The following is a 23,820-nucleotide window of genomic DNA, read 5'->3' as shown; positions in this document are numbered from 1 at the left end:
ATACGGAGTTTTCCATCATGAAGTGCCTCTCCACAGCCATCGCCTTGGCTACCGCTATTGCCGCTGCCCCCGCGCTCGCCGCCCCCGTGCTAGAGCCCACGACCCAGCATTTCCTCAACGGCCTCGCCGACGCCCACGCCCCGGCCATCCCGTCGCTGTCGCCGCACGATGCCCGTGCGCTACTGGACGGCGCGCAGGCGTCGGTGAAGGTCACCGCTCCCTCTGCTCGGATTACCGATCGCGTGCTTCCCATTGGCCCGACCGGCAGCACGCGCATCCGGATCTATCGCCCGCTCGACGCCCCGAACCATGCGCCCGCCATCGTGTATTATCATGGTGCCGGTTGGGTGATGGGCGGCCCAGCCAGCCATGACCGCCTCGTGCGCGACCTGGCGGCGGGCAGCGGTGCGGTGGTGATCTTCGTCGATTACGAACGCTCGCCCGAGGCGCGTTATCCAACTGCGATCGAGCAGGATTATGCGGTTCTGGAGTATGTCGCTCGTCATCCGGTCGAATTCGGGATCGATCCATCCCGCATTGCCATCGCCGGAGACAGCGTCGGCGGTAATATGGTTGCGGTCGTCTCCGCCCTCGTTGCGGAGCGGCATGGACCCAGGCCCGTAGCCCAGCTCCTATTCTATCCGGTAACCGATGCCGCGATGAATGATGGATCCTATCGCGAGTTCGCCGGTGGCCCCTGGCTGACAGCGAAAGCCATGGATTATTTCTGGAACCAGTATCTGCCTGCCGGCACTGACCGCGCCCAGCCGCATGTCTCGCCGTTGAACACGCCGGACTCCATCCTGCACGGGCAGGCGCCAGCGCTAGTCATCACAGATGAAAACGATGTCCTGCGTGACGAGGGCGAGGCCTACGCCCGACGCCTGGTCGAAGCCGGTGTGCCTGTCATAACGACCCGCTATAACGCGACGATCCACGATTTCGTTATGCTCAATGCGCTCGCCAAGACGCCGGCATCCACCGCCGCAATCGCCCAGGCAACGCATTTCCTGCGCGATGCCTTTACGAAGGCAAAGTAAAAGAACGGAGGCGGTCTGAAGCAATTTCCTCCAAAAAGAAATAGCGCTTCAGCCTCGCGCCAGCCGCAGTTTCTGCTCCGTCCCTCAGGCACTGACCATGAACCTATCGCTGGCATGACGAGTGCATATATGCGGCGTCTCACGGGGCGGGCAGCTCTCCCCGACGAAGTAGGTGATCTTCAGGAGACGCCCATTTGTATCGTGAAAATCGATTGCGCGAATGACCGATTTTCCGGTCCTACCGCCCAACTGCCGACATTCCGTTTCCCCCCTGATCTGCCTGTCCGCTCAAAAAACGTGAAGCGGACAGGCGGCAGACGCCTCACGGCAGACATCTAAGCGGTTATTATGCACACCTGACAGCCGACATTGTTAGGCGAACCTCAATAGACGGTTTTTGAAACAAACGCATCCATTCGCGAAAGATCAGAACTACGGCGATGTCGTCGTTGCTGTCCATAGATGTGTCGCGGTCCTGTGCGCTTCAAAACCGCACAGGACCGCAAACTTACCGGCGTTAAGAGCGCCGAGCTGCTGCCGCTTCTGGGATAAGTGACACGGGATATGGCTGTCTCCTTTCGAATTTCAGCAAGTTGATTGAAAGGCAGAAACTCAGAAGCCGGTCGGGATCGGGTTTTCGACAAGGCTCTGGTTGAAGTCTTCGACCAAGGCGTGTTCATTGGCGCCAGGATTGTCGCGCATAGAACGGATGGCATCGACGATCACTTCTGGAGCGTCTGTGGCCAGCGCCACCAGCGTCTGCTCGATGAAGTCGGGCAGAGGCATCGCACGCGGATCGCCGCTCTTATAGATCAGATCGGTGTCGACCCACGGTGGCGCGATTTCCTGTACGCGCACCCCTGTGCCACGCAGCTGGAACCGCTGCGACAGCGCCTAAGAATGAAGCGCGGCCTTGGTGGCGGAATAGATCGCGTTGCTGGCGATGGGTACATAGGCGAGCACGCTGCTGGTATAGAGCACTGTCGCTTGCGCCTTTGTCTTGAGATGCTCAATCAGGGCGGACGTCACCCGGATCGGGCCAAGCAGGTTGGTGGTGATCAGCTCCTGCGCCAGATTATCCTCCACTGGCCGGCTGACGTCGTCGAAGGGCATGAAGCCTGCGTTATTGAACACAACGTTGAGATCGGGGAAGCAGTGGGTCAGCTCGTCCGTTGCGCCTTGGATGCTTGCGAGACTGGTCACGTCGAGCGGGATTGCGGCCATGCCGGGGTTGGCGGCGGTCACTTCGTCAAGCAGCGCAGTGCGGCGGCCCGAGATGATCACCTGGTTGCCCAGCTTATGAAGCGCTTCAGCAAGGCCGCGGCCGATGCCGCTGGTGCCGCCGGTGATGAAGATAGTGTTGCCGGTGAGTTTCATGGGAATTGTCCCTTGGTCTGGAGAAGATGGCTGGAGGGTCGGATCAAACCGCGACGTGGAAGCGCGGGGCGGATTGGGTGGCGGAAAGCTGGGGGCCGAGCGCGGCGCGGGCGGTTTCAAAGGCGTTCCACAGTTCGATGTCACGCAGAGCGGGGATTGTGGCGGTCTCGCCTTGGTCAAGACCGACCAACGCCGCATTGACCATGTCTTCGGCGTCCATCACGATCTCGCTAGGCAACTGCTCGACTGGTAGACCTCCCAGCGCCCAGAAGTCGGTGCGGGTGGCGCCCGGCAGCACGGCCTGGGCGCGGATGCCTTGGTCGGCTAATTCGTGATTAAGCGAAATGGTGAAGGCCTGGACGAAAGCCTTGGTGCCGCCATAAACGCCGTTGAGCAGTTCCGGGGCAACTGCGACGATCGAGGCGATATTGATCACCGTGCCGCCGCCGCGTGCCACAAAGCCAGGCACTGCAGCATACGTCAGCCGCATCAACGCGGTGACGTTCAGCTGCACCATCGCCGCCATCTTCTCGACATCGCTTTCAAGCAGCGAGGTATGCGTGCCGATCCCGGCGTTGTTGACCAGTGCAGTCACGCTAGCATCCTCGCGCAGCACCTTCTCGACGCGAGCGAGATCGGCAGCATCGCCCAGGTCAGCGGTCAGCGCTTCGACTGAGCGGCCGGTCTTGTCCGATATCTGCACGGCCAGCTTCTGCAACTTGTCCTTGTTACGGGCGACGAGAATGAGATCATAGCCACGGGAAGCGAGGCGGTCGGCATAGATCGCGCCGATGCCGGTCGATGCGCCGGTAATGAGGGCGGTTCCCTTGAATGTCGTGGTGACCATGGGTTGGTGTCCTTGCTTTGATCCGTAAGAGCGCCTTCGCTCTCGACACGAACCTTATGGACGCGAACTTCTATGTCCGATATGACGTATAAACTACGTTTTTAGGACATCCCATTTCAGAGGCCGCATGCCACATGTTTCCATGGTGCTTACCCCCGGCTTTCAGTTCCTTGCGCTGGGTGTGCAGGCCGCATTCGAACTCGCCAATGCCGTGAAGGGCGAAGCCTACTACACGTTGTCGATCGCTTCAGTAGCAGGCGGCCCTGTCAGGTCGTCGAGCGGCTTTGAGATGCCCACCGTGCCGCTGACGGACGTTGGGCAGGTCGATACATTGCTGCTGCTCGCAGGCCTTATGCCCCCGCCTCGCCAGGATGACGCGGCACTCGAAACTCTGTGTACAATGGCGAAGGAATCACGCCGCGTGGCAGGACTTTGCACCGGTGCCTTTCTTCTCGGGCAGATGGGTCTGCTCGATGGACGGCGCGCCACCACGCACTGGGCCTATGCCCGGCAGATGCGCGAGGATTTCCCCAATGTCCGCGTCGAGGACGATCGCATTTTCATCAACGAGGGCGCGGTCTGGACCTCGGCTGGTCTCACTGCCGGCCTCGATCTCGCCGTGGCGCTGATCGAGAAGGATTTGGGACGTGACGTCGCAGATGCGATCGCCCACCGCCTCGTCATGCACCACCGCCGTGCCGGCGGGCAATCGCAGTACTCTGAACTGCTGGAACTCGCCCCCAGCAGCGACCGCATCCAGAAGGCCTTGATCTTCGCCAAGTCCCACCTCGTCGATCCGCTGACCGTGGAGCAACTGGCCGAAGTTGTCTCGCTATCACCTCGGCAGTTCGCCCGCGCCTTCCGCGCCGAAACCGGACAGACCCCGGCCAAGGCGGTGGAGCAAATGCGGCTGGAGGCAGCGCGTCTGATGATCGAGGAGACGCGTCACCCGATGGACCAGATTGCGCGGGAATCCGGCTTCGTCGACATCCGTCGCATGCGCGAGGCCTTTATGCGCCAATATGGTCAGCCCCCACAAACGCTGCGCAGACTGGCTAAAGCGTATTAGGTGGAGAGATCGAAGAACCGTTGGCTGGTGCGAGTTGGTTCTGATTTTGGGCTTTGGCGAGGCGATTTGATTGACGGTTCTTTTGGTCGCTTTTGATCTGCGTTTATCGCAGATCGGGAACTGTTACTCGCTGGATGGCTACGCGCTGGCGCTGATCCGTTCCAGGAAGAGGAAGTGGCGCATATTATAGACGATATTGGCCTGCCCGATCCTCATGGTGGCCCGAGTGATACCGACTGTTCGGATGAACAATCCCGTCTGTGATTTCTGATCGGCAAAGACATGCTCGACACGCGAGAGGATAACGGACTTTCCGGCGTTGGATCTCTGAATATGCCGAGGCATGGGTTTGAGATACGGATTCTTGCGATGGATTTTTGAGACAAAGCCCTGATTTCCATGAAGTCTTCGTTAACTTTCGAGTGATAGGCTGTGTCTGCCCAGACCGTTGAGGCTGTGTCGGTGTTATCAAGCAAGCCCTGTCTTAATCGCGCGCCATCACTGGCGGCGGCATCTGTCGTCTTCCATTTACGGATCAGCCGAAACTTCCGGTCGATGGAAATATAGGATTTGTATCCAAAGAGCGGGATGGCGAGATCGCTGGATGGCATGGTTCCATCGTCCTGCCGCTTTGCTTTGGTGAACTTCAGAGTCCAGCGCGCATGAACGACAGCCGGTCGTTGATCAAATATTCCGTCCGCTAATCCGATACCTTGTTCAAGGTCTGGATCACTAGGATCTTGAACATCAGCACCGGATCAAATGGCGGACGTCCGCCCTTGCTTCCATTGGAATACGCCAGAGCGTTTTCCAGATCAGGACAGAACGCTTCAAAATCCACAGTCCGGGAAAACGCTTCGATCTGATCACCCAGACCGCTCAGCCGGGCAAGCCGATCTTCAACATCAAAGAAACCCAGCTGCCTCATGATCCATATCTTCAATCAAAGCACGGGAAATGGAATCACACAGAACAGGTCAGAGCCAAGGAGTTTTTCGATCCCTCCATCTGGTGCTGTGTGAAATCCGCTTTCGTCATCGACCTACTCCAATAGACAGTCCTTAATTCGAGCCGAGGGCGTATCAATGGGCAAGGACAGTACCACCGTGCTGCACGATTGCCCGCACGCCAAGCCGTGGCCATGAAACAAACGGCGGTCGTTTTACCTGGGACCACCTTCACATGGTTCACGGTGGTTGTGATGACACAGACTTAATCTTCAACAGGAAAGTCGGTGGACGACGCAAACTCCTTTTGCGCCTCGACCATGGCAAGTCGTTCGCTCAGAGCCTTTTGGATCATGGTGTAAGAATCAGTGCCAAGCACGATCCGATTGGGTGCCGGCATTTGATCAAGGCTACCAATCATGGCCTTCACCATTTTGACAGGATCACCGTTCGGAATACGTGATGGATCACTAAGCACATGACGGATCACACCAAGCGGTGTGTTCTTGTAGGCTTCCAGTTCCGCCCCCATTGAGGCTCCTGCTGTTCTGCGGAAGCTGGTGCGCGCGCCGCCTGGTTCGATAATGGTCACGCCGATATTGAAGGGCGCAACCTCGCCGGTCAAAGAGTCGAAGAAACCTTCCAGACCCCATTTGCTAGCGTGATAAAGCGATGCGCCCGGATAGGTCGCCTGACCGCCGTAGGTGGAGAGCGCCAGGATGCGGCCGCCGCCCTGAGCGCGAAGATACGGCAATGCGGCGCGCGTAACTTGAATCGGCCCGACCAGATTGGTGTTGATCTGGTGCATGATCTGTTCGTCAGTCAGTCCTTCGGCCGCGCCGAATAGACCGTAGCCCGCATTATTAACGATGACGTCGATCTTACGAAGGTCGGAAAAAGCCTCGTTTACAACCCTATAGATGGCCGGCGTATCCGTTACGTCGAGCACGGCTGTCCAAAGGCGATCGCCATATTTCGCCTTTAGATCGTCAACGGCATCTGCGTTGCGAACAGTCCCGGCGATACGATCGCCCCGTGCGAGAAGTTGCTCCGCCATCTCGCGTCCGAAGCCACTGTTGATGCCGGTAATAAGCCACGTGCGAGCCATGCTGCCCTCCAGAGGGGAAAAGTGTTTACCCAGAAAATGTAGCGAGATAGATTGATTGTCATAAGTAGGCTAATATTGGATAGCATGATGCTAAAATGCCATGAATGACAGGCCGTCCTTAACCGAACTGAGAGCCCTGGCCGCGATCGTGAGGCACAGAAGTTTCCGCAGGGCCGCCGATGAACTGGACATGGCATCATCGACTGTCAGTCACATGATGAGCAGCTTGGAAGCCCGGATCGGAACTCGATTGCTCAATCGTACGACGCGCAGCGTTTCGCCGACCGAGGCCGGCGAGCGTCTTGTAAGCCGCCTTCGACCAATTTTGCATGATCTCGATGACGCCTTAGCTGAGATCGACGCTGGACGCGATCAGCCTAAGGGTAATTTACGACTTACGGCATCTGAAACTGTGGCAATGATGCTTGTGCAAACGGTTATTCCGCTTTTCCTGGCGCGTTATCCAGAGATGAGCGTGGACCTCGTTGCGCAACCGGCCTTTGTCGACATAGTGGCTGAAGGTTTTGACGCGGGTTTTAGGCTCGGTGAAGCCGTGCCCTTGGATATGGTAGCCGTAAGGTTTGGCGGACCGTCCCGGATGCTTCCGGTCGCAGCGCCATCCTATTTCGTAAATCGAGATCATCCGACAACGCCGGATGATCTTTGTCGGCATACCTGCATTCGATCCCGTACCCCGAACGGCCGTCTGTATAAATGGGAATTCGAGCGGCACGGCCATTTGATCGCCGTGGATGCTAGAGGTCCGCTGATGCTCAATCGTACCGAGTTGCAGCTTGAGGCTGCTCTTCAAGGGCTTGGGATCGCTTTTGTGCCCGAGCGGTTGGCGATACCACATTTGCAAAAGGGAACGCTCGTAGCGCTACTGAAGGATTGGTGTCCTACCTATCCCGGCTTGTTCATCTATTACCCTGGTCATCGTCGAGTGCCTGCAGGTTTGCGCGCTTTCATAGATGTGCTGAAGACAATAGTGCTGGAATGAAGCGGACGGGGGAACTGTTAGGACTGGTAGTCTTAAATCAATCAGGAAGATTTCAGAATTTCGTTGCTACCTATAGTTCAGCATTTCGCGTCCTGGCCCCAACCCTCTGGACGTACGAGCGTGTTTTGAACTTTGCGCCGTCTGCCATAGCGCGCCTTGTCGCGCGGGGCGAGCGCCTTACGAATTTTTCTGACCCGCTCGCAAGATTCAATGCCCAACCAAGGCTTGTTGGAAATGATTACTGTCGTAGCCACAATGACTCGCGAGGCTGCAGGTGTCGGACAACAACGCATGGCACGAACAGCGCTGCCAAAAACTGATTTCATAAATCTGGACCGGACCCGCCGCTGTGACGTGTAGGAGTGATCATGGGGCCGCTGTCCTCGTAAAAAAGCTGAAGCAGGTGTGCTGCAACGCACGAGATTACCTTGTCGATGGTATCGACTACTGCAAAGTGGCTCTAAGGCAATCGGGGAAGCGGTGAGAGGCTGTTCGAAAACGTACGCTAAGAGCTTGATCCAAAAGTCGGAAACTGACGGCTGAGGAGAGATTTCCGCATCCTCAATCACGAGTTTCGATGCTCAAAAGCAGAAATATCACTGCAAAAACTCAAAGTAATCCGATGTCGAACCTCTCAGCAGATCGACCTGACAGACTTTCGGATCAGGCTCTAAGGATTTTAAGAACCGGATCGCAACCGAAGAGGCCTGAAATCATCTCGTGGCCGTCCGATTTCGCCCCAAAGATAATCACCTGTCAGGCCAATATGCTCCCAGCCTAGTGGTACGACATGAGCAGGCACATCATCGGGCACCGCGATGCCCGTCTGACGAAGATGCTGAGCGGCACGGTCCAGATAGACCGTGTTCCACAAAGTTATAGCTGCCGTTACAAGCGTTATACCCGATGCCCTATACTGCTGGTTTACAAACGTGCGACCCCGCAGTTCACCGAGACGATTAAAAATACGGCGCGTGCAAGCGCGTTGCGTGCCTCGCCCTTGTTAAGAACGCTGCTGCTTCCTCGCCTCCGTTCGGGGTTGTCGAACCAGTCGAGCATGAACAGAGTGCGCTCAACACAGCCAATTTCGCGCAAGGCCCGGACCACAGGATTTTGACGGGGATATCCCGCCAGCTTGCGTAACATGACTGACGCCCTTACTGCATCTGCCCGGATCGAGGCGGCCAGGGGTAAAATTTCGTTCCAGTGCTCATCAATGGCCCGAACATTGATCGCCTCCGCGACCAGCGGTCGTAGGGTGGGCCATGGCGGTAGCGCAGCAAGACTATAAAGACGTCGTTCGTTCAGATCCCGGATACGCGGAGTGAACCGAAAACCTAACAGATGACACAGGCCAAAAACGTGATCGACTGCACCAACCGTATCAGTCGCGTACTCGCGAATGATCAGTTCACTTTCGTGGTCCAACAAACCATCAAAAACATACGCGGCCTCTTCGGCATTCGCAACAATGACCTTGGTATGGAACGATGTATAGTGATCGGTAACGTGTGTATAGAATAGAACACCGGGATCCGTGCCGTAACGCCCATTGTAATCAGCCCGCCCTTCGCGCCGACCGCCAGCCCGAAAGAATTGGCCATCAGAGGACGAAACATTCCCATCACCCCAGATACTACGCGCCATCGGGTAGGCTGTGTGACAATTTACAATTGTAGCCAGCGCACCGAGATATGTCTCGTCGCGAACATACCATTCGGTGGTCCATCGCAGTGGGGACAGGGTCAGACCGCGCGAGCTTTCGGCCGTCCTGCCCAACCCCAGATTGGTGGCGTCGGCAAGGATTGATCCCATCAGGGCAGCCTGGTCGAATGTCGGTTCACAATTACGGGCATCGACAAAACAATCCGTGAAACCTGACCACGCGGCGACTTCAACAAGAAAATCGGTAATCCGGACGCGTGGCAGCAGATCATACAGGCGCGCCTTGAGAAGCTCAGCCTGATCGTCTGGCGAGCGACGGAGCGGCGAAACCGACAGTTGACCGCGCTCGATCGTCACATCTACCAGCGTGCCAGCCGACGCCGCCTGTTCGACAGCTATCATGCGGTCCGACATGACGCTCTGGCAAAAGCCGTGGTCAGACCAGAACATATCTATGAAGATACCGCATCCGGACGGCGCGATGATCGCCCTGGTCTAAGGGCGTGCCTCAAAGCCTTACGATCTAACGATACCCTTGTGATTTGTAAGCTGAACTGCCTCAGACTTGATTTACGTCGTCTTGTTAACCTAGTCGAGAACCTGACCAAACTCTATGTCGGACTGACGGTGATGGTGGTCAAAGGATTTTCGATTGATACCATCACGGCAAATGGTCGTTTTGATCCTCGCGAGCTTTGCAGGACTGTCGTAGTTCACTCGGGAATTGATCGTTGAACGCGCGCGCAGGTCTGGCTTCTATACGTGCAAGAGAAGGACAGAGCAGATCTGTGTTTTGAGCTCGGGATCAGCTGCCAAACGTTTTATCGATATCTCACTCCTGAAGATAAATCAGGCCAGATGGAGAAAATTTCTGGCACAGAAAACACCCAAAATTTCTCAAAACTGAAGCTCATGGCTTATCTTTGCTCTGGGTAATATGCGGATCGATGGATACCAGCAGAAACGGCTGGTGACTGCGGGATTGCCCCTGATGAAACATCGGAAGACGGTCCAGTTGCGCGACGGGCAGCCAGAGACGACCGTCAGGGGCAAGGCAAGGTGCATCAGCCCAGTGCAGACGTGAATCCGAGAGCAGTCTCGTGATCTTTCCGGAAACGTCCCTTCGATAGACGCCGTTATCCTTCAGGTTGGTGAAGTAAAGGTTACCGGCAATGTCCATGGTGCTGCCCCCGATGGGAGGTAAATCTGCCCAGGGCTTCACAGCCGCAGACAGATCGGTTGATGACAGATTAGGATCGTCAAGAAATGCTGTCGGAACTTGAGACCACGGCCCTTCAAGCGGCCCGAAATACAGCCATTTCCCGTCCGGACTGACTTCAAGCGGATCGACATTCACCAGAAGCGGCTGATGCGGGTGGCTCTCCACGACGTGTCCGTCCATGATAATTGGCCGCCCTGTCCGTGCGCGTGTGGACGCGTCATTGTCCAGAACACGACGTGCCTGACCTGTTTTGATATCAAGAACGATCAGCGCGGCCTTGCCCGCATCCGTGAGATAGGCGTGCGTTCCGTTGAAACGGATATCGTCGATATAGCTGCCCGCCTGCGCGATCTCTAGGCCCAGAGGATAGATCCGCAGCACATGACCTGTTGCCGGATCAATGCGGACCAGTTTGGCTCCTTCAGGTATGGGAGCACCTCCAAAAGACGGAGTTCCAGTATCAACAACCCAGAGCGTGCCGTCAGGAGCAACGTGGAGGGCATTGACGCTGACAAACCGATGCGTTGCATCCTGCCCGGGTTTCCAGCCATTCCAGTCAGCATCTGGAAAAGGCTTTATCTTTCCATTCTTTGTCAGAAGACCCACGGCCGGTCCGGAAAACCCGCTCCAGCGAGGGCCTGCGACAAACACATGACCGCCAGCAAGCGCTACGGCGTTCCAGTCCATGGCCGTAGTGGTTGCCTCAATCCTGATGGTCTGGGCATGCACAGGTTCGAGGTGCGCGCACGCAGCAACGAGCCCCATGAAAGCGGCGATTGCGCTTTTGTGCAGAGTTCTCTTTGAACAATCCTGCCGTCGTATCTGTTTCATGAACCCCATGATGTCAGATTCTCGCAATAAAACCGGACGGCGTGCCGGCGGCAGGATCGACGAATACCACGTCGTCCGGTGCACGACGCGGTGTATCAATGGCGAGAAAAACGACAGGATGGCTCAGAATGCGGGGCACGGCATGCACAGCCCGACGGGGGAACACCAGAAGATGGCCGGGTGCAAACGGGGCTTCGTCAGCCGGATCATCTATCCAGAATGTGCCTGTCCCGGAGAGGACATGGAGTACTTCATCGCACTGGGTATGATAATGCGGCGGCACATCCCGATAAATCCGGAAGACCCGTATACTGGCTTCAGGCTTGTCGGTCAGGTAGGTGTCCAGCAGCATTGTGTCCGCCGTTTCCGGGAACGCTGCGGCAATTTCATTGAGGTTGAACCGTCCACCCGTCTGGTTGAGGGTCATCAGATGTTCTTCGTCATTCATAACACCTGTCCTCCACTTTCAAGAAGTTTCTGTATGGCGGCAGTATCGGCGACCTGATGCAGTGCCGTGATCTCTCCGTTTTCCACGGTCCAGAGATGCGCAAAGGCAATATCACCTGACTGCCCGCGCGTTGTTCGCACGCGGTAGACACCTGTTGTCGCGACACTCTTTCCTTCGGCGGTGACGCTGTGTGGAAGTGTCACGTAATCCGAAAAATGTTTCATGATCCTGGTGAAAAACTGCTCTTCGACAGCTTTTCGTCCCACATACTGCCCACCTTCAGGGAAGGTCGGAAGAACACTCCAGACAATTCCCGCAGAAAGGAGTGTCGTATCACCGGTCCTGTACCAGGTTTCCACGAGCGTTTTAGCTGTTTCAGTCATGATCTTCTCCGTTCAGGCCCAGTGTGCCGGCAGGAAAACCTTCGAGCACGATTTTGCCTTTGGCCTGACCACTCTCGATCAGAGCGTGAGCCTCTCGCAGATTGGCGGCGGTGATCGCGCCAAGATTTTTGCCGAGCGTTGTACGAAGACGACCTTCATCCACGAGCCGCGACACGTCGTTCAGGATTTTCCCCTGAGCGCTGATGTCTTCCGTCCCAAATAGTGAACGCGTGAACATCAGTTCCCAGTGCAGGGACAGGCTTTTGCGCTTGAGGGGTACAGCATTGAGTTCAGCAGGATCATCAATCAGGCCGAAATGTCCCTGAGGGGCAAGAAGTTCGACGATCTCTGCAAGGTGTCGATCTGTCTGCGTCGTGGAAAAAACAAAACCGGGGGCGGTACTAGGAAGGGCGGCAACCTGTGCGGCCAGGGGCTTGCTGTGATCGATTATGTAATCTGCCCCGAGAGATGTGACCCAGTCCTGCGTTTCGGCGCGCGACGCCGTGGCAATGACCGTGATATCGGTCAGAACCTTGGCCAGCTGGATCGCCATAGAACTGACTCCACCTGCACCCCCGATGATCAATATGGATGGGGTCGTTCCCGGGACAGACCGACGAATGTCCAGACGATCGAAAAGCATCTCCCAGGCGGTGATTGCGGTCAGCGGTAAGGCCGCGGCTTCGGCCCAGTTCAGAGAGCGGGGTTTGCGACCGACAATCCGTTCATCGACCAGATGAAACTCGGCGTTGGTCCCCGGGCGATTGATCGCGCCGGCATAAAAGACCTCATCGCCGACAGAGAAATCCGTGACGTCCGATCCGGTTCCAACAACAACCCCCGCCGCATCCCAGCCCAGAACGCGCCACTGACCCGCCTCCGGTGTCGCATTTCGACGGACTTTGGTATCAACTGGATTGACCGACACAGCCCTGATCTCCACCAGCAGATCCCGACCCGAAGGGGCAGGTTTCGGTAGATCAATGTCCTGAAGGGATGCCGGATTTTCGATGGGAAGCGGCGTCTGATAACCGATGGCCCGCATGATGTCTGCTCCTCTGTTGAATGAGGAGAAGAGTGAGCATTATGCTGTTTGCAGACAAGAACGCACTTTTAACGCCCATAGTGTCGGAAATGATACCGTTATGACCCGTATCCGCCATCAGTCGCTTGATTGCAGCCCCGGCTGCGCTGTTGAAGCAACGCTTCAGCTCATCGACGGAAAATGGAAAGGCGTGATCCTCTATCACCTGCTTCAGGGGACCTTACGCTTCAACGCCATCCGCAAGCGCCTGCCCAACATCACCCAGAGAATGCTGACGACCCAGCTTCGCGAACTGGAGCGTGACGGGTTCGTATTACGGACGGTCTACCCGGAAGTTCCGCCAAAGGTGGAGTACAGCCTCACTCCACGCGGACGGACCCTCGAGCCTGTCATCATGGCTCTCAAGGCCTGGGGCGATGAGCACACAGAGTTCAGGCATGTTTCTGAGATATGTGAGTAGCCCCTAGATTTCTGGACGCCTTGGTTCCTAGAAATGAGGACAGGAGGCGTTGATGGGGAAGCCCAATTTCAGTGATGAGTTCAAGCGTGATGCGGTGGCGCAGATTACCGAGCGGGGATATCCGGTAGCGGAAGTTTCGCAGCGGCTCGGGGTCAGCACACATTCGCTGTATGCGTGGAAGCGGCAATTCGCGAAGGTGGTATCGGGCGATACCGGCAAGGATGCCGAGATCCGGCAGTTGAAGCGCGAACTGGCCCGGGTCACCGAGGAGCGCGACATCTTAAAAAAAAGCCACCGCGTATTTCGCCAGGGATGCAAAGTGAGATACGCCTTCATTGCTGAGCATCGTGATCGTTTTGGAGTTCGGGCGATGTGCCGCTGTCTGGCCGTGCAGCCCAGTGGCTACTATGCCTGGCGGAAGGAGCCGTTGAGCCGACGGGCTTGCGAGGATGCCCGACAGGCCACGTTGATCCGTCAGGCCTGGAACGACAGTGGCAGGGTTTATGGCTACCGTAAGCTGCACGATGATCTGCTCGATCAGGGCGAGACCTGCTGTCCGAACCGCGTGGCACGCCTGACAAAACTGGCGGGCATCAAAGCGCAGATTGGCTACAGGCGGCGGCCAGGTAGCCATAGTGGCAGGCCCTCTCTGGTCATCGACAACGCGCTGGCCCGGCAGTTTGATGTCGAGGCACCCGACAGGGTGTGGGTCACAGACATCACCTACATCCGCACCATGAAAGGGTTTGCCTACCTTGCAGTCGTAATCGACCTCTATTCGCGTCGTGTGGTGGGCTGGTCGATGCAGAGCCGCCAGACCTCGGATGTGGTACTGCAGGCGCTCCATATGGCCATATGGCGACGAAAGCCCAAAAGCCGGGTGCTGATCCACTCCGATCAGGGCAGTCAGTTCACCAGTATGGACTGGACTGCCTTCATACGGGCTCACAATCTGGAACACTCGATGAGCCGCCGCGGCAATTGCCACGACAATGCTGTAGCGGAAAGTTTTTTCTCATCACTCAAGCGCGAGCGCATCCGGCGTCGAACTCACAAAACGCGCCAGGAAGCCCGACAGGACGTGTTTGACTACATCGAAATGTTCTATAACCCGGTGCGCAAGCAGGTCAGGAACGGGATGCTGTCACCCGTGCAGTTCGAACAACAGCAGACTTTGAATGCTCAAGGCGTCTAGAAATCTAGGGGCTACTCAAGGTCTTTAATCAACGGTTCTTCGATGTCTCCACCTAAAAAGTAACCTTTGAATCCAATCCTAGTGCTAGTGCGTTATGATATACGTTTTCACCACCAGGCCTAAAAATATACTGAATATTGGGACGCAAATTTAGCCATGGCGTAACAGCCACTCCGTAGTCGAGTTCGAGAAGATTTTCGGCTGTTGCTCGCGTAAATGGAGAACCTTTTCTATGTGCAACATCTTCAAGATAGTTTTGATGCATCGGGTTTCCTGAAAGTCGAGCCCAAGCAAAACCAATCAGATCATGTGGTCTAGAGCGAAAAGGACCTAACAGCATGATACTGCCTTGACCTGCAAACTCGTACGTTGCTGCACTTACATCGGGATTACTGTAGCCCATACCTCCCCAGATAACGACACCACGGTTCGGATCATGATCAAAACTCACCAGCATCTGATCAAACATGGCATAAACACCATGATGTCCTTTTATTAGCTCAAAAGGACCTCCATATGTGCCTGCCGATAGCCCGCTTACATTGTAATAAGATGAGGGGATATGGCTGTTGTCATAATACCCACCGACGCGATAATGGCCAGGAAGCATGTTGAGAACCTTACCTGGCTCCCACCCAAATTCCATAGGAATAACAACGCCACTACCTGTCATCGACAAGTTAAAGCCATTATCGTGATTGCCGTTATAAGGATTTGATTGAGAAACACCTGTCTCGAAATAGAAAGCATCGGGAAAATTGCGTCGAACGAAAAAACCCCAGGAGGCTTTAGGATTATTTCTCCAGCCACTATCATAAGATAATGTCATTGGATGTGCGCAAAGAGAAACATTCATAAAGTCGCAACCATATATTTCTCGACCGAAATAGTTGCCAACTGGCATATACCCAACTGCAAACCACCAACGCTTATCATTCAGATATTGGCTATAAGACATTTCCGCGAGACGGTTGTCCTGTCCTGCACCGTAAATCTGTTGAATCGTCTGCCAGTTTCCGACAACGTGGCTAGATAAATCGCCACCTTCGCGATTCATGATGTTCAGTTTGAATGTGCCGCCCTTAATACCCATTAGTTTGTCGAGATCAGCGACAACGTTGATATCCCAATGCTCGGTTGATTTGGCGTCTTGTTTACGACCCCCTACTGGATTTCCGGCACTTTCATTCATCCAATGCCCGGAAAAATCAATTCCGTGACGCGCAAGATACGAGCGAATACCACCAAGATCGCCAAACATGTAATTCCAATACATCCATCCTCGATTACTTTCCGGAGCGCGTGCTCGTTGAACGGTATCGGCCATCAGGTTGGGAATATCAGTTGTAGCCTGTAGGGCTGCAGCAGGAATGCCCGATGATGCAATGCCTGTGTGGTGCGACGCGGATGATTTTCCGCACCTTACCTGGAATAAACACGGATCTACGGCTTGTGGCTGTTGCGGCTTCTGCTTGATGGTTTCTGTTAGGGCAGAAACCGTAGTGGCAGGGGAGGCTTGAGCAAAAGCGGAGGTGATGCTGAATGTTGACAACAACACAGTCATACCGACGCAGGTTGCAAGAGAAGACGTATATTTTGCGCTGTGGTTGAGATGCCAAGCTAGTAGCTTAGTACTATTTTTCTTGTACATTTCTTATGATGCTTTCTTGTGTTTTAAGAAAACAAAAAACAGAGCAACAATAGCAGCTACCCCCAAACCTATTCCTATTTTTGCTATTAATGCTAGTAAACTAGTTCTTCCTCCAGCACGCAACTCAGCAACACGTTGCTCAGTGGTTTTTACCCCTGGGTCGCCAAATTCAGCACTCAGAGAGTTCGCCATAGATGCGATCTGTGCGTCAGAAAGACTATTTCCAAATGCAGGCATGCCCTGTTCATTATCCCGCTCTGAATGCACGCCTTTCAGGATCGTCATGACAAGGTTATCGGTGTTTCGTGTATGGAAGACTGTATTCTGAAGAAGACTGGGAAGTCCGTTATGGTCCCGTCCTTGCCCAATGTCTTGATGGCAGCTTGCACAGTAAGCTTGATAAAGTGCACTCCCCGACATTTTTGATGTGTCGGACGTGTTGCTTTCAAACAATGGATCAGAAACACTCACCCTTGCTGAATTTGGTAAGTTCACATGATCGCTTGAGACAGGATCGACGGATTTTATATAAGTAACCAATGCGTCAAGATCGCTATCAGACAAATGGCTCATACTCTTGTCGACGGCTTCCAACATTTCACCAGCGGCTTGCGCATTTATCTCCGCAGCATGGCCCGTATGCAGATAAGCTTTTAGATCAGCATCACTCCAACTCTGAATGCCGTCAGGAGAGGCGGTGATATTAGGCGCAAACCATGCTCCCAGTGAGCTGCCACCATATTTTTGGCTATTTTTTTCCGCCATCAGAAAGTTACGTGGTGTATGGCAGGTTCCACAATGCTCTAGGGCATCGGCAAGATAATGCCCCCTGTTCCATTGAGCATTATGATTGGAATTGGGCTCAAAGCGAGCTTTTGAGAGAAACAGCAGATTCCAGCCCGCCATGCTGCTCCGAATGTTAAAGGGGAAAGAAAGCTTTGTTTCTGGTGTTGTTATTTCAACAGGCTGCACGCCCTCATGAAAATAGACGTATAACGCATGAATATCTTGATCCGTTATTGCGCTGTATTCTGTGTACGGCATCGCTGGATAAAGATTTGCGCCATCACCTCGCACACCTTCACGCACAGCGCGTGCAAAATCCTGCTCTGAATAACGTCCGATTCCATGTCCGGCAGACGGCGTGATATTCGTGGAGGTAATGGTTCCAACAGGAGTGTTGAGCGCTAAGCCACCAGCAAAAGGCTGACCACCAGGAGCTGTATGGCATGCGGCGCAGTCTGCTGCGCGTGCAAGATAAGCACCCTTTTGGATCAAAGATTCATCACTGGCATATGCCACGCCTGAAAATGATACGACCACAACACCAAGGGCGGACCCGATGCTGAGAAGCATGCGTTGTTGATTTTTTCTATAGACCACGGTTCAGGCTCCCGCACGAATAGCTTGAACCGTGCGAAGGCTCAGCGCAACAGCCGTTAAGGTGGAGTTCACAGTTGCAACTGTGGGCATGACGCCAGTACTGACAAAATACAGATTCGGATGATCATAAGAACGTCCGTGGGGATCCGTAACACTTGTCGCCGGATCGCTCCCCATTGCCAGAGTTCCGGTGATGTGCTGGTTATTATGATAGACTCTGTCAGGAGAGATCTGAACTTTTGTGGCTCCCATCATGGACGCTATATCTAAATAAATATCCTTGGTGGCATCCATCCCGCGATGAATGTATTCATCATATGAGTAATGAAGTTTAGGTTTGGGTATCCCAAGAGCATCCTTTTCATCTGCAAGTGTTACTCGGTTATTGGGGTCAGGCAACTGCTCTAGAACATTTTTCATGCTGATTTCATGAGCGGAGCGACGTCTTATCTCATCTTGTAGCTTCTGACCTGTGAAACCCTTTGAAATCAGATCTTTTGTCACTCCCGCGACGCGGGACGAATTTGAAAGATCTAATCTGAAGGCCGAATGTTCGGAGCGGAATGCTCCATCACGCATACCCTGAATAGAAGAAGGACTAACCGGACCGCGACCAGCCCAAAGCTCTTCCGGAGCTTCAAATACTACAGAAGAACTTGGATGGTCCATCAATGTGCGCCCTAATGCACCGGAGCTATTCGCCAGGCCATTAGGATATTTTTCCGAGGCCGAAAGAAAAAGAAGTTTGGGAATTTCGATCGCATTGGCGGCGAGAATAAATATTTTCCCCGTCACACGGTAGGAACGTTTATCAGGGTCATAATAATTTGCGGCAACAATATTGCCTTTTTCATCGTGTTCGAGTTTGTAAACAACTGAATTGGGATAAATTTTAGCACCTGATTTTTCTGCGGATTTTGCAGCAATTCCGCCAGTATATTGGGCATCAATTGGGCAAATCGGCATGCAATTATTATTGCCGCAACACTGTGGCCGCCCATCATAAAAAACACTATTACGAGCAGTTGTGTTGGTGATCAGATTATATTTTGGTGCAATCTTCTCACGAACACGTTGCTCCAAAAAACTCGGCGTCACAGGTGGCATCGGGAAGGGTTTGTTTCGTGGTGAACCGTTATCAAGTGGTCCAGAAACACCCATTAAAACCTCAGCCTCATAATAAAATGGCTCAAGATCATTGTAGCTTATAGGCCAATCACGGCCCACACCATATAGAGACTTGATACGAAAGTCGTTTGGTAGCAGTCGCCATGCTTGGGCGGCCCAATGCCACGTCGTTCCACCAACAACGCGCAGATATTCAGCTGTGTATGGCACGGGGCCCGCCTGAATCAGATAATTATTATCCTTTGGCGTGTATGAAGGCTGTGGTGCCCAAGGACTTTGCGGGTACGGAGCCATAAAGTCACTTTTGAAAGGCGATGCACGGTAAGCCGCCGTGATTTGCTCTCGTGTGATACGAGGACCGGCTTCCAGTATGATCACGCTGGCTCCAGCTTCGGCGAGCCTTCGTGCCACTAATGAGCCACAGATACCCGAGCCGACCACGACGACATCGGCAGAAAGTTTATCAGTCATAAATTGTGTGATCCTTCAGGCGGGAATAGGTTGCGTGCTCCATGACCCATATGGGCCATAAGCATAGGTTGGAGGGCGTAGAACATCGGACACAATTCTAACCTGCAAAGTAGAAATATAAGCAATACAACTACTTTGTTCTTCAGAGCCAATTACTCCGAGATACCAACACTTAAGGATCTCTTTCGCCATAGGTGACTGATCGATTTCACTTTCATTGGCAGAGACAAGATTCAAAATATCTCTTTCAAATGAAGGAAACATTTTCGATAAACTTTGGTGAATTCTAAAACCCAGCTGGCGATCAAGATCTGAATACCCGCTGAGACGATTAGAAAGCGTCATGAAGTGTGAGAAACTCTGGCCTTGAGCATGAACTCCCTTTGTCCACACGAAAGGGACAGCCAATGATGCGAATAACATCTGACGGCGGCCAAGCTGCAAATCCATTTGCGGCCTAGGCTCTGACACTTTTTGAGAGGAATTGTTCATCATATTTGAACTTTGATCGTTAGCACTGCAACGAGTAACAACTTGCGCATAAACAAATGACCTTTGAGAATCATACGATGAGCCTTCAATTATACTAATATATCAGATTGGTCTGCGGAGGATTGACCTAACGGCTTGTCAAATGCTCGTGATGGTCGCTTAATGTAGCTACAAGTCGTCGGCTTCAGGAGTAGCAGCACTGCTGCTTCTATCTCAGATGGAAGAGAGGATAACCCTTAGGTGCCCAACAAGAAGGATGTTGTCCCGCAGCTTTACGCAACCATTGCTGCTTTGCATAAAATGGGCGGGATTTATGTTGATGATCCATCATCAAGTGCAAAATTCGCTCGACGTACGCGCCGAATGACTACGGATATATATGACATACTGCGCCAGGAAATACTTTATTTGACTAGGCAACCTGGAAGTCAGATAAACGAAAATCAAATATGTCATGACTTGCAGGTTAGCCGCACACCTGTGCGTGAAGCGATACTCAAGCTGCAGGATGAAGGTTTGGTTGAGATTTTTCCCCAATCGGGCACTCGTGTCGCACCGATATCTCTTGCGGGGCTTCCTGATATTGTATTCTACCGCGCAGCACTTGAGAGCCAATCAGTCCGAGATCTTGTCTCTATTATTACTACGGATAAAATAAAGGATTTGCATAAAATTATCGATGAACAAGAATATCATGCTCGTCATTTAGATCATGAAAAATTTCATCTTTCAGATGAAAAATTTCATGAATCTCTACTAATAATGGCGAAAAGACAACAAATATGGAAGGCTATTAATCGCGAGAAGGCTGATCTTGATCGGTTTAGAATGTTAACTTTGCCGATATTTGGGCGAATGATGGAGGTAGCTCAAGATCATAGAAATATCATTAATTCAATTGAGAGTAAAGATGTTGACGGTTCGGTAGAAATGTTAAAAAATCATCTTGAAAATGTTCTTGATGTGGTTAATCTTATAAAAGAGCAGCATAAACCTCTTGTTTTTTAGCAACTGTGTTTAGGTCACGTTGACAAAAGATCTATACGATCTGCCTGAGATCTGATTCACTTCCTGCCTGGGGATAACGGGCAGAGAGAACAGGCATGGCACGAGGCGATCTGACGGATCATGAATGGGCGGTGATTGGCCCGCTTCTGCCGCCTGAGCGTGGACGTTGGGCCCGTCCAGCCGGAGACAACCGCCGGTTCCTCAATGGCATGCTGCATGTTCCGCGGACCGGCTGTCCCTGGCGTGACATGCATGAACGCTACGGCAAGTGGAACTCCGTTTATGTCCGGTTTCGCCGTTGGGCTGAACAGGGCGTGTGGGATGCCCTACTGCAAACCCTGGTAGAGCTGGGGCTGACCGATGACTGGCAGCATATGCTCGACAGCACCGTAGTCCGTGCCCATTCGCAGGCCACTGGGGCAAAAGGGGGGCTCATGCGGAAGCTTTTGGTCGGTCACGCGGCGGCTTTACGAGCAAAATCCACGCCCGATGCGACAATCAGGGACGTCCTCTTGGCTTTGTCCTCACAGGCGGGCAGGTCTCGGACTACAAAGCCACAGATGCCCTGATGAAGCTGCAGGTCCCGAGCCCCAGAGCCATGCTGGCCGACCGGGGCGATGACAGCGACAGTTTCCGCCAGGATCTGCTGCTGCGCGGTATCCTGCCGGTCATTCCCTCACGTAAAGGCCGCAGCGCTCCACAGAAAACAGACTGGCGGCGTTACAGGGATCGCAACCGCATCGAGCGGATGTTCAACCACCTCAAGCAGTTCCGCCGCATTGCAACCCGCTATGACAAGACCGCCCTGTCTTTCATGAGCTTCCTCAATCTCGCCGCCGCAAAGCTCTGGATTACGTCTTTTGTCAACGTGACCTAGTCAATCCGCTATGGGGCGCAAATACTTCGAAGCGGACGTTTTCAATACCTTATCGGCTTTAGGTGTATGATACGCTCTATGGGTGTCATCTCTATATTGACCCCTATAGGTTTCATAACCATCTTGCGGCCTATAGGTGACATATCGATATTGCTCCCTATAGGTTTCATAATTACCTTGCAATCTATGGGTGTCATCACCTATGGAAGCTTGTCAAAGCGGAGCTTCACCTATGCAAGGCATATTCAACGCAGCGGACATCGGAAGCCAAATTAGAGAGAAACGGCTGGCGCAGGGAATGAACCAGACCGTTCTGGCCAAAAAGCTAGGCTGCTCTAGGAAGTGGGTTTCTGACATCGAACAAGGCAACGAGACGGCCGAAATTGGTCGCGTGCTGCGCGCTTTGACTGTGCTCGGAATCAAGATTTTTGTTGGACAGTCTGAAGCAGTAAAAAGCAAAGATCTCTCTCCTCAGTATAAGGAAATTCTGGCGCACCGCGACCGGTTTGGTGGGGTTCCGCAAGGTATGGACAGGATGTCCAAGCTGGGGATCGTCGGGAACTCGGTGAAAGAAAACCTGGACAGGATGTCCAAGCTGGGGATCGTCGGGAACTCGGCGAAGGAAACCCTGGACAGGATGTCCAAGCTGGGGGTGATCAAGGACCCTCTGACGAAATCATTCTCCGAAAAGCCCATCGGTTCAAACCTGCTTCCCACCCTACTGCCGCCGGAGGCATCCAAAGACGAGGGCCAGCCATGGGCCGCCACGACAGAAGAGGCTTCCGCTACGAAGCCGCAACGGCCCAAGCCAGGAGATGGTAAGGATGACTAAACTTGCTGTCCTAGTTGCCGGCAAGCTTTGCGCCTACGTCACGGACGCAGGAGGCACCCAACGGCTCAAGTATGTCGAATGCGACCAGGATGGCCTACCTCCGGCGACCATTTCTCTCTCGATGCCGGTCAGGCAGGAGGGATATGGCGGAGGCGTTGTATCCAACTGGCTATGGAACCTGCTGCCGGACAATGCAATTACTCTGGATTGGCTGGCCAAGGACGAAAGTCGAGGTTTTGGGAAGTGCAGTGCGCGCAATCCGCTACGGCTTCTTGAGAAAGTAGGAGAGGACTGCGCTGGAGCCGTGCAACTGGTTCCACTAGAAAGTGTCGATAAGCTCTCGCCTGGAAGCCTGACGCCCCTTACCGTCAGAGAAGTCGAGCTCAAACTGCGAGGGTTGAGGACAGGGCAAAGTCCTTTGGGTTTCCTGCCATCAGGAGACAACGGCAAGTTCAGCTTAGCCGGAGCGCAGCCCAAGGTCGCCCTGCGTATGCTGCAGGATGAAACCTGGGCGATACCTACAGGCGCTGAGCCCACCAGTCACATCTTCAAACCGCCTATCCCAGATATGCCGGGTCAGGTGGAAGGAGAGCACTTCTGCCTGATGCTGGCCAGAGCGACAGGCCTGGACACAGCCCAAAGCTGGGTCATGCGTTTCGGTGACGAGGTGGCAATCGTCGTAGAGCGATTTGACCGGAAATTAGATGCTTCCAGAGGAAAGCTTCTACGATTGCATACCGAGGATATTTGTCAGGCTCTTGGCAAGTCACCAACAGAAAAGTATCAGTCCGACGGCGGTCCAGGCATGATTGAAATAGTCAACCTGCTGAGAAAGACATCAATCACCTCTGAGCAGGATGTCTTCTCATTTGTCATGGCTTGCGTTTTTAACTGGGCCATAGGCGGCACCGACGCCCATGCTAAAAATTATTCTTTGTTCTTGGGAGAAAATAACGCCGCCGCACTGACTCCTCTTTATGATTTGAATACTTATTTGCCTTACGCAGAGCATCCAAACAGGTGCAATCTCTCAATGATTGTCAGCAGCCATTACAGTATTGGGGACATCCATCTGCACCATTGGGACGCTATGGCCGCCCGGATGGGCTGGGAGCATGACAGCCTATCAGACTATGTAAAGAATTATATAAATCTTATGAAGGAGCTCATTACACCGATCGCGAAGGACTGCATTGATAATGGCCTGTCAAAAGAAGCAATCTCTTTCGTAACGAACGCTATTGATATTAGGCTCACTAGCTTAATCGAGAGCTGGAACCGCTGACCGGGATTTTAAGCTGCAACCTTATCATTTTAAGGCCCGTAAGGAATCACATGAGG

General features: G+C 53.6%; 19 protein-coding genes and 4 pseudogenes. 10 read left to right on the top strand and 13 right to left on the bottom strand.

All coding sequences use genetic code 11. From position 1 onward, the window contains the following. Nucleotides 1-17 precede the first annotated feature (17 nt). Nucleotides 18-1,040, top strand: a complete 1,023-nt coding sequence (locus IGS75_RS14695) for an alpha/beta hydrolase (RefSeq protein ID WP_099287194.1) — start codon at nucleotides 18-20, stop codon at nucleotides 1,038-1,040. A 612-nt stretch (nucleotides 1,041-1,652) separates the two neighbouring features. Here the strand turns inward: IGS75_RS14695 and IGS75_RS14690 are convergent. Next, nucleotides 1,653-2,417: pseudogene (locus IGS75_RS14690) on the bottom strand (SDR family oxidoreductase). Between the two features lie 43 nt (nucleotides 2,418-2,460). After that, a complete protein-coding gene (locus IGS75_RS14685; RefSeq protein WP_202258832.1) occupies nucleotides 2,461-3,264 on the bottom strand; it encodes an SDR family NAD(P)-dependent oxidoreductase in 804 nt (267 codons plus the stop codon). Nucleotides 3,265-3,391: 127 nt separating this feature from the next. Here IGS75_RS14685 and IGS75_RS14680 point away from each other — a divergent pair, with 127 nt between their 5' ends. After that, the gene (locus IGS75_RS14680; protein ID WP_237469154.1) at nucleotides 3,392-4,333 is read left to right on the top strand and encodes a GlxA family transcriptional regulator; all 942 of its coding nucleotides are present in this window, start codon (nucleotides 3,392-3,394) and stop codon (nucleotides 4,331-4,333) included. A 138-nt stretch (nucleotides 4,334-4,471) separates the two neighbouring features. Here IGS75_RS14680 and IGS75_RS14675 read toward each other — a convergent pair. Together IGS75_RS14675 and IGS75_RS14670 are read right to left on the bottom strand one after the other, a co-directional pair. Beyond that, nucleotides 4,472-5,261, bottom strand: a pseudogene (locus IGS75_RS14675) (transposase). Between the two features lie 284 nt (nucleotides 5,262-5,545). Next, nucleotides 5,546-6,388, bottom strand: coding sequence for an SDR family oxidoreductase (locus tag IGS75_RS14670; RefSeq protein WP_202258830.1), 843 nt, complete (start codon nucleotides 6,386-6,388; stop codon nucleotides 5,546-5,548). A 100-nt stretch (nucleotides 6,389-6,488) separates the two neighbouring features. Between IGS75_RS14670 and IGS75_RS14665 the strand changes: the two genes are divergently transcribed. Next, complete coding sequence (locus IGS75_RS14665) at nucleotides 6,489-7,388, top strand: LysR family transcriptional regulator (protein WP_202259006.1); 900 nt, start codon at nucleotides 6,489-6,491, stop codon at nucleotides 7,386-7,388. Nucleotides 7,389-8,067: 679 nt separating this feature from the next. On the opposite strand, the pseudogene IGS75_RS14660 reads toward IGS75_RS14665, so the two are convergent. Then, a pseudogene (locus IGS75_RS14660) lies at nucleotides 8,068-9,458 on the bottom strand (Tn3 family transposase); the annotation flags it as partial. Here IGS75_RS14660 and IGS75_RS15775 point away from each other — a divergent pair. Next, the gene (locus IGS75_RS15775; protein WP_337249229.1) at nucleotides 9,390-9,788 is read left to right on the top strand and encodes a recombinase family protein; all 399 of its coding nucleotides are present in this window, start codon (nucleotides 9,390-9,392) and stop codon (nucleotides 9,786-9,788) included. The pseudogene IGS75_RS14660 and the gene IGS75_RS15775 sit on opposite strands and share 69 nt — an antisense overlap. A 175-nt stretch (nucleotides 9,789-9,963) precedes the next feature. Here IGS75_RS15775 and IGS75_RS14650 read toward each other — a convergent pair whose 3' ends face one another. The 4 genes from IGS75_RS14650 to IGS75_RS14635 are packed head-to-tail and all read right to left on the bottom strand — an operon-like array spanning nucleotide 9,964 to nucleotide 12,982. After that, the gene (locus IGS75_RS14650; protein ID WP_202259004.1) at nucleotides 9,964-11,115 is read right to left on the bottom strand and encodes an L-dopachrome tautomerase-related protein; all 1,152 of its coding nucleotides are present in this window, start codon (nucleotides 11,113-11,115) and stop codon (nucleotides 9,964-9,966) included. A gap of 4 nt (nucleotides 11,116-11,119) precedes the next feature. Further along, the gene (locus IGS75_RS14645) at nucleotides 11,120-11,554 is read right to left on the bottom strand and encodes a cupin domain-containing protein (protein WP_159264470.1); all 435 of its coding nucleotides are present in this window, start codon (nucleotides 11,552-11,554) and stop codon (nucleotides 11,120-11,122) included. Continuing rightward, nucleotides 11,551-11,937 (bottom strand): nuclear transport factor 2 family protein, encoded by a 387-nt coding sequence (locus IGS75_RS14640; protein ID WP_159264472.1) that lies wholly within the window; start codon nucleotides 11,935-11,937, stop codon nucleotides 11,551-11,553. The genes IGS75_RS14645 and IGS75_RS14640 overlap by 4 nt, the downstream gene beginning before the upstream one ends. Then, nucleotides 11,930-12,982, bottom strand: a complete 1,053-nt coding sequence (locus IGS75_RS14635; RefSeq protein WP_202259002.1) for a zinc-binding alcohol dehydrogenase family protein — start codon at nucleotides 12,980-12,982, stop codon at nucleotides 11,930-11,932. The genes IGS75_RS14640 and IGS75_RS14635 overlap by 8 nt, the downstream gene beginning before the upstream one ends. A gap of 100 nt (nucleotides 12,983-13,082) precedes the next feature. Here IGS75_RS14635 and IGS75_RS14630 point away from each other — a divergent pair, with 100 nt between their 5' ends. Both IGS75_RS14630 and IGS75_RS14625 read left to right on the top strand, forming a co-directional pair. Next, on the top strand, nucleotides 13,083-13,442 hold the full coding sequence (locus IGS75_RS14630) for a winged helix-turn-helix transcriptional regulator (RefSeq protein ID WP_202259000.1): 360 nt from the start codon (nucleotides 13,083-13,085) through the stop codon (nucleotides 13,440-13,442). 52 nt (nucleotides 13,443-13,494) lie between these two features. After that, a complete protein-coding gene (locus IGS75_RS14625; RefSeq protein WP_202258998.1) occupies nucleotides 13,495-14,637 on the top strand; it encodes an IS3 family transposase in 1,143 nt (380 codons plus the stop codon). A gap of 52 nt (nucleotides 14,638-14,689) precedes the next feature. Here the strand turns inward: IGS75_RS14625 and IGS75_RS14620 are convergent, their stop codons facing one another. From IGS75_RS14620 to IGS75_RS14605, 4 genes are read right to left on the bottom strand one after another with little or no spacing between them, the layout of a single operon-like run. Further along, entirely contained in the window at nucleotides 14,690-16,288 is a 1,599-nt protein-coding gene (locus tag IGS75_RS14620; RefSeq protein WP_202258996.1) for a carbohydrate porin, read from the bottom strand. A gap of 3 nt (nucleotides 16,289-16,291) precedes the next feature. Then, nucleotides 16,292-17,671 (bottom strand): c-type cytochrome, encoded by a 1,380-nt coding sequence (locus IGS75_RS14615; protein WP_237469175.1) that lies wholly within the window; start codon nucleotides 17,669-17,671, stop codon nucleotides 16,292-16,294. A 3-nt stretch (nucleotides 17,672-17,674) separates the two neighbouring features. Beyond that, entirely contained in the window at nucleotides 17,675-19,270 is a 1,596-nt protein-coding gene (locus IGS75_RS14610) for a GMC family oxidoreductase (protein ID WP_202258994.1), read from the bottom strand. A gap of 15 nt (nucleotides 19,271-19,285) precedes the next feature. Next, nucleotides 19,286-19,765, bottom strand: a complete 480-nt coding sequence (locus IGS75_RS14605; RefSeq protein WP_202258992.1) for a sugar dehydrogenase complex small subunit — start codon at nucleotides 19,763-19,765, stop codon at nucleotides 19,286-19,288. Between the two features lie 237 nt (nucleotides 19,766-20,002). Between IGS75_RS14605 and IGS75_RS14600 the strand changes: the two genes are divergently transcribed. The 4 genes and pseudogenes from IGS75_RS14600 (at nucleotide 20,003) to IGS75_RS14585 (ending at nucleotide 23,764) form a co-directional block, all read left to right on the top strand. Next, nucleotides 20,003-20,770 carry a GntR family transcriptional regulator gene (locus IGS75_RS14600; protein ID WP_202258990.1) on the top strand — a complete coding sequence of 256 codons (768 nt, stop codon included), beginning with the start codon at nucleotides 20,003-20,005 and terminating at the stop codon, nucleotides 20,768-20,770. 95 nt (nucleotides 20,771-20,865) lie between these two features. Further along, nucleotides 20,866-21,647 (top strand): annotated as a pseudogene (locus tag IGS75_RS14595) (IS5 family transposase). A gap of 232 nt (nucleotides 21,648-21,879) precedes the next feature. After that, nucleotides 21,880-22,479 carry a helix-turn-helix domain-containing protein gene (locus IGS75_RS14590; RefSeq protein WP_202258988.1) on the top strand — a complete coding sequence of 200 codons (600 nt, stop codon included), beginning with the start codon at nucleotides 21,880-21,882 and terminating at the stop codon, nucleotides 22,477-22,479. Continuing rightward, on the top strand, nucleotides 22,472-23,764 hold the full coding sequence (locus IGS75_RS14585; RefSeq protein ID WP_202258986.1) for a HipA domain-containing protein: 1,293 nt from the start codon (nucleotides 22,472-22,474) through the stop codon (nucleotides 23,762-23,764). Before IGS75_RS14590 ends, IGS75_RS14585 begins: the two co-directional genes overlap by 8 nt. Nucleotides 23,765-23,820 lie beyond the last annotated feature (56 nt).

Origin of the sequence: Gluconobacter sphaericus (assembly GCF_016757795.1) — a bacterium.
GTDB lineage: Bacteria > Pseudomonadota > Alphaproteobacteria > Acetobacterales > Acetobacteraceae > Gluconobacter > Gluconobacter sphaericus.
This window is presented reverse-complemented; position numbering and strand designations above follow the sequence as displayed.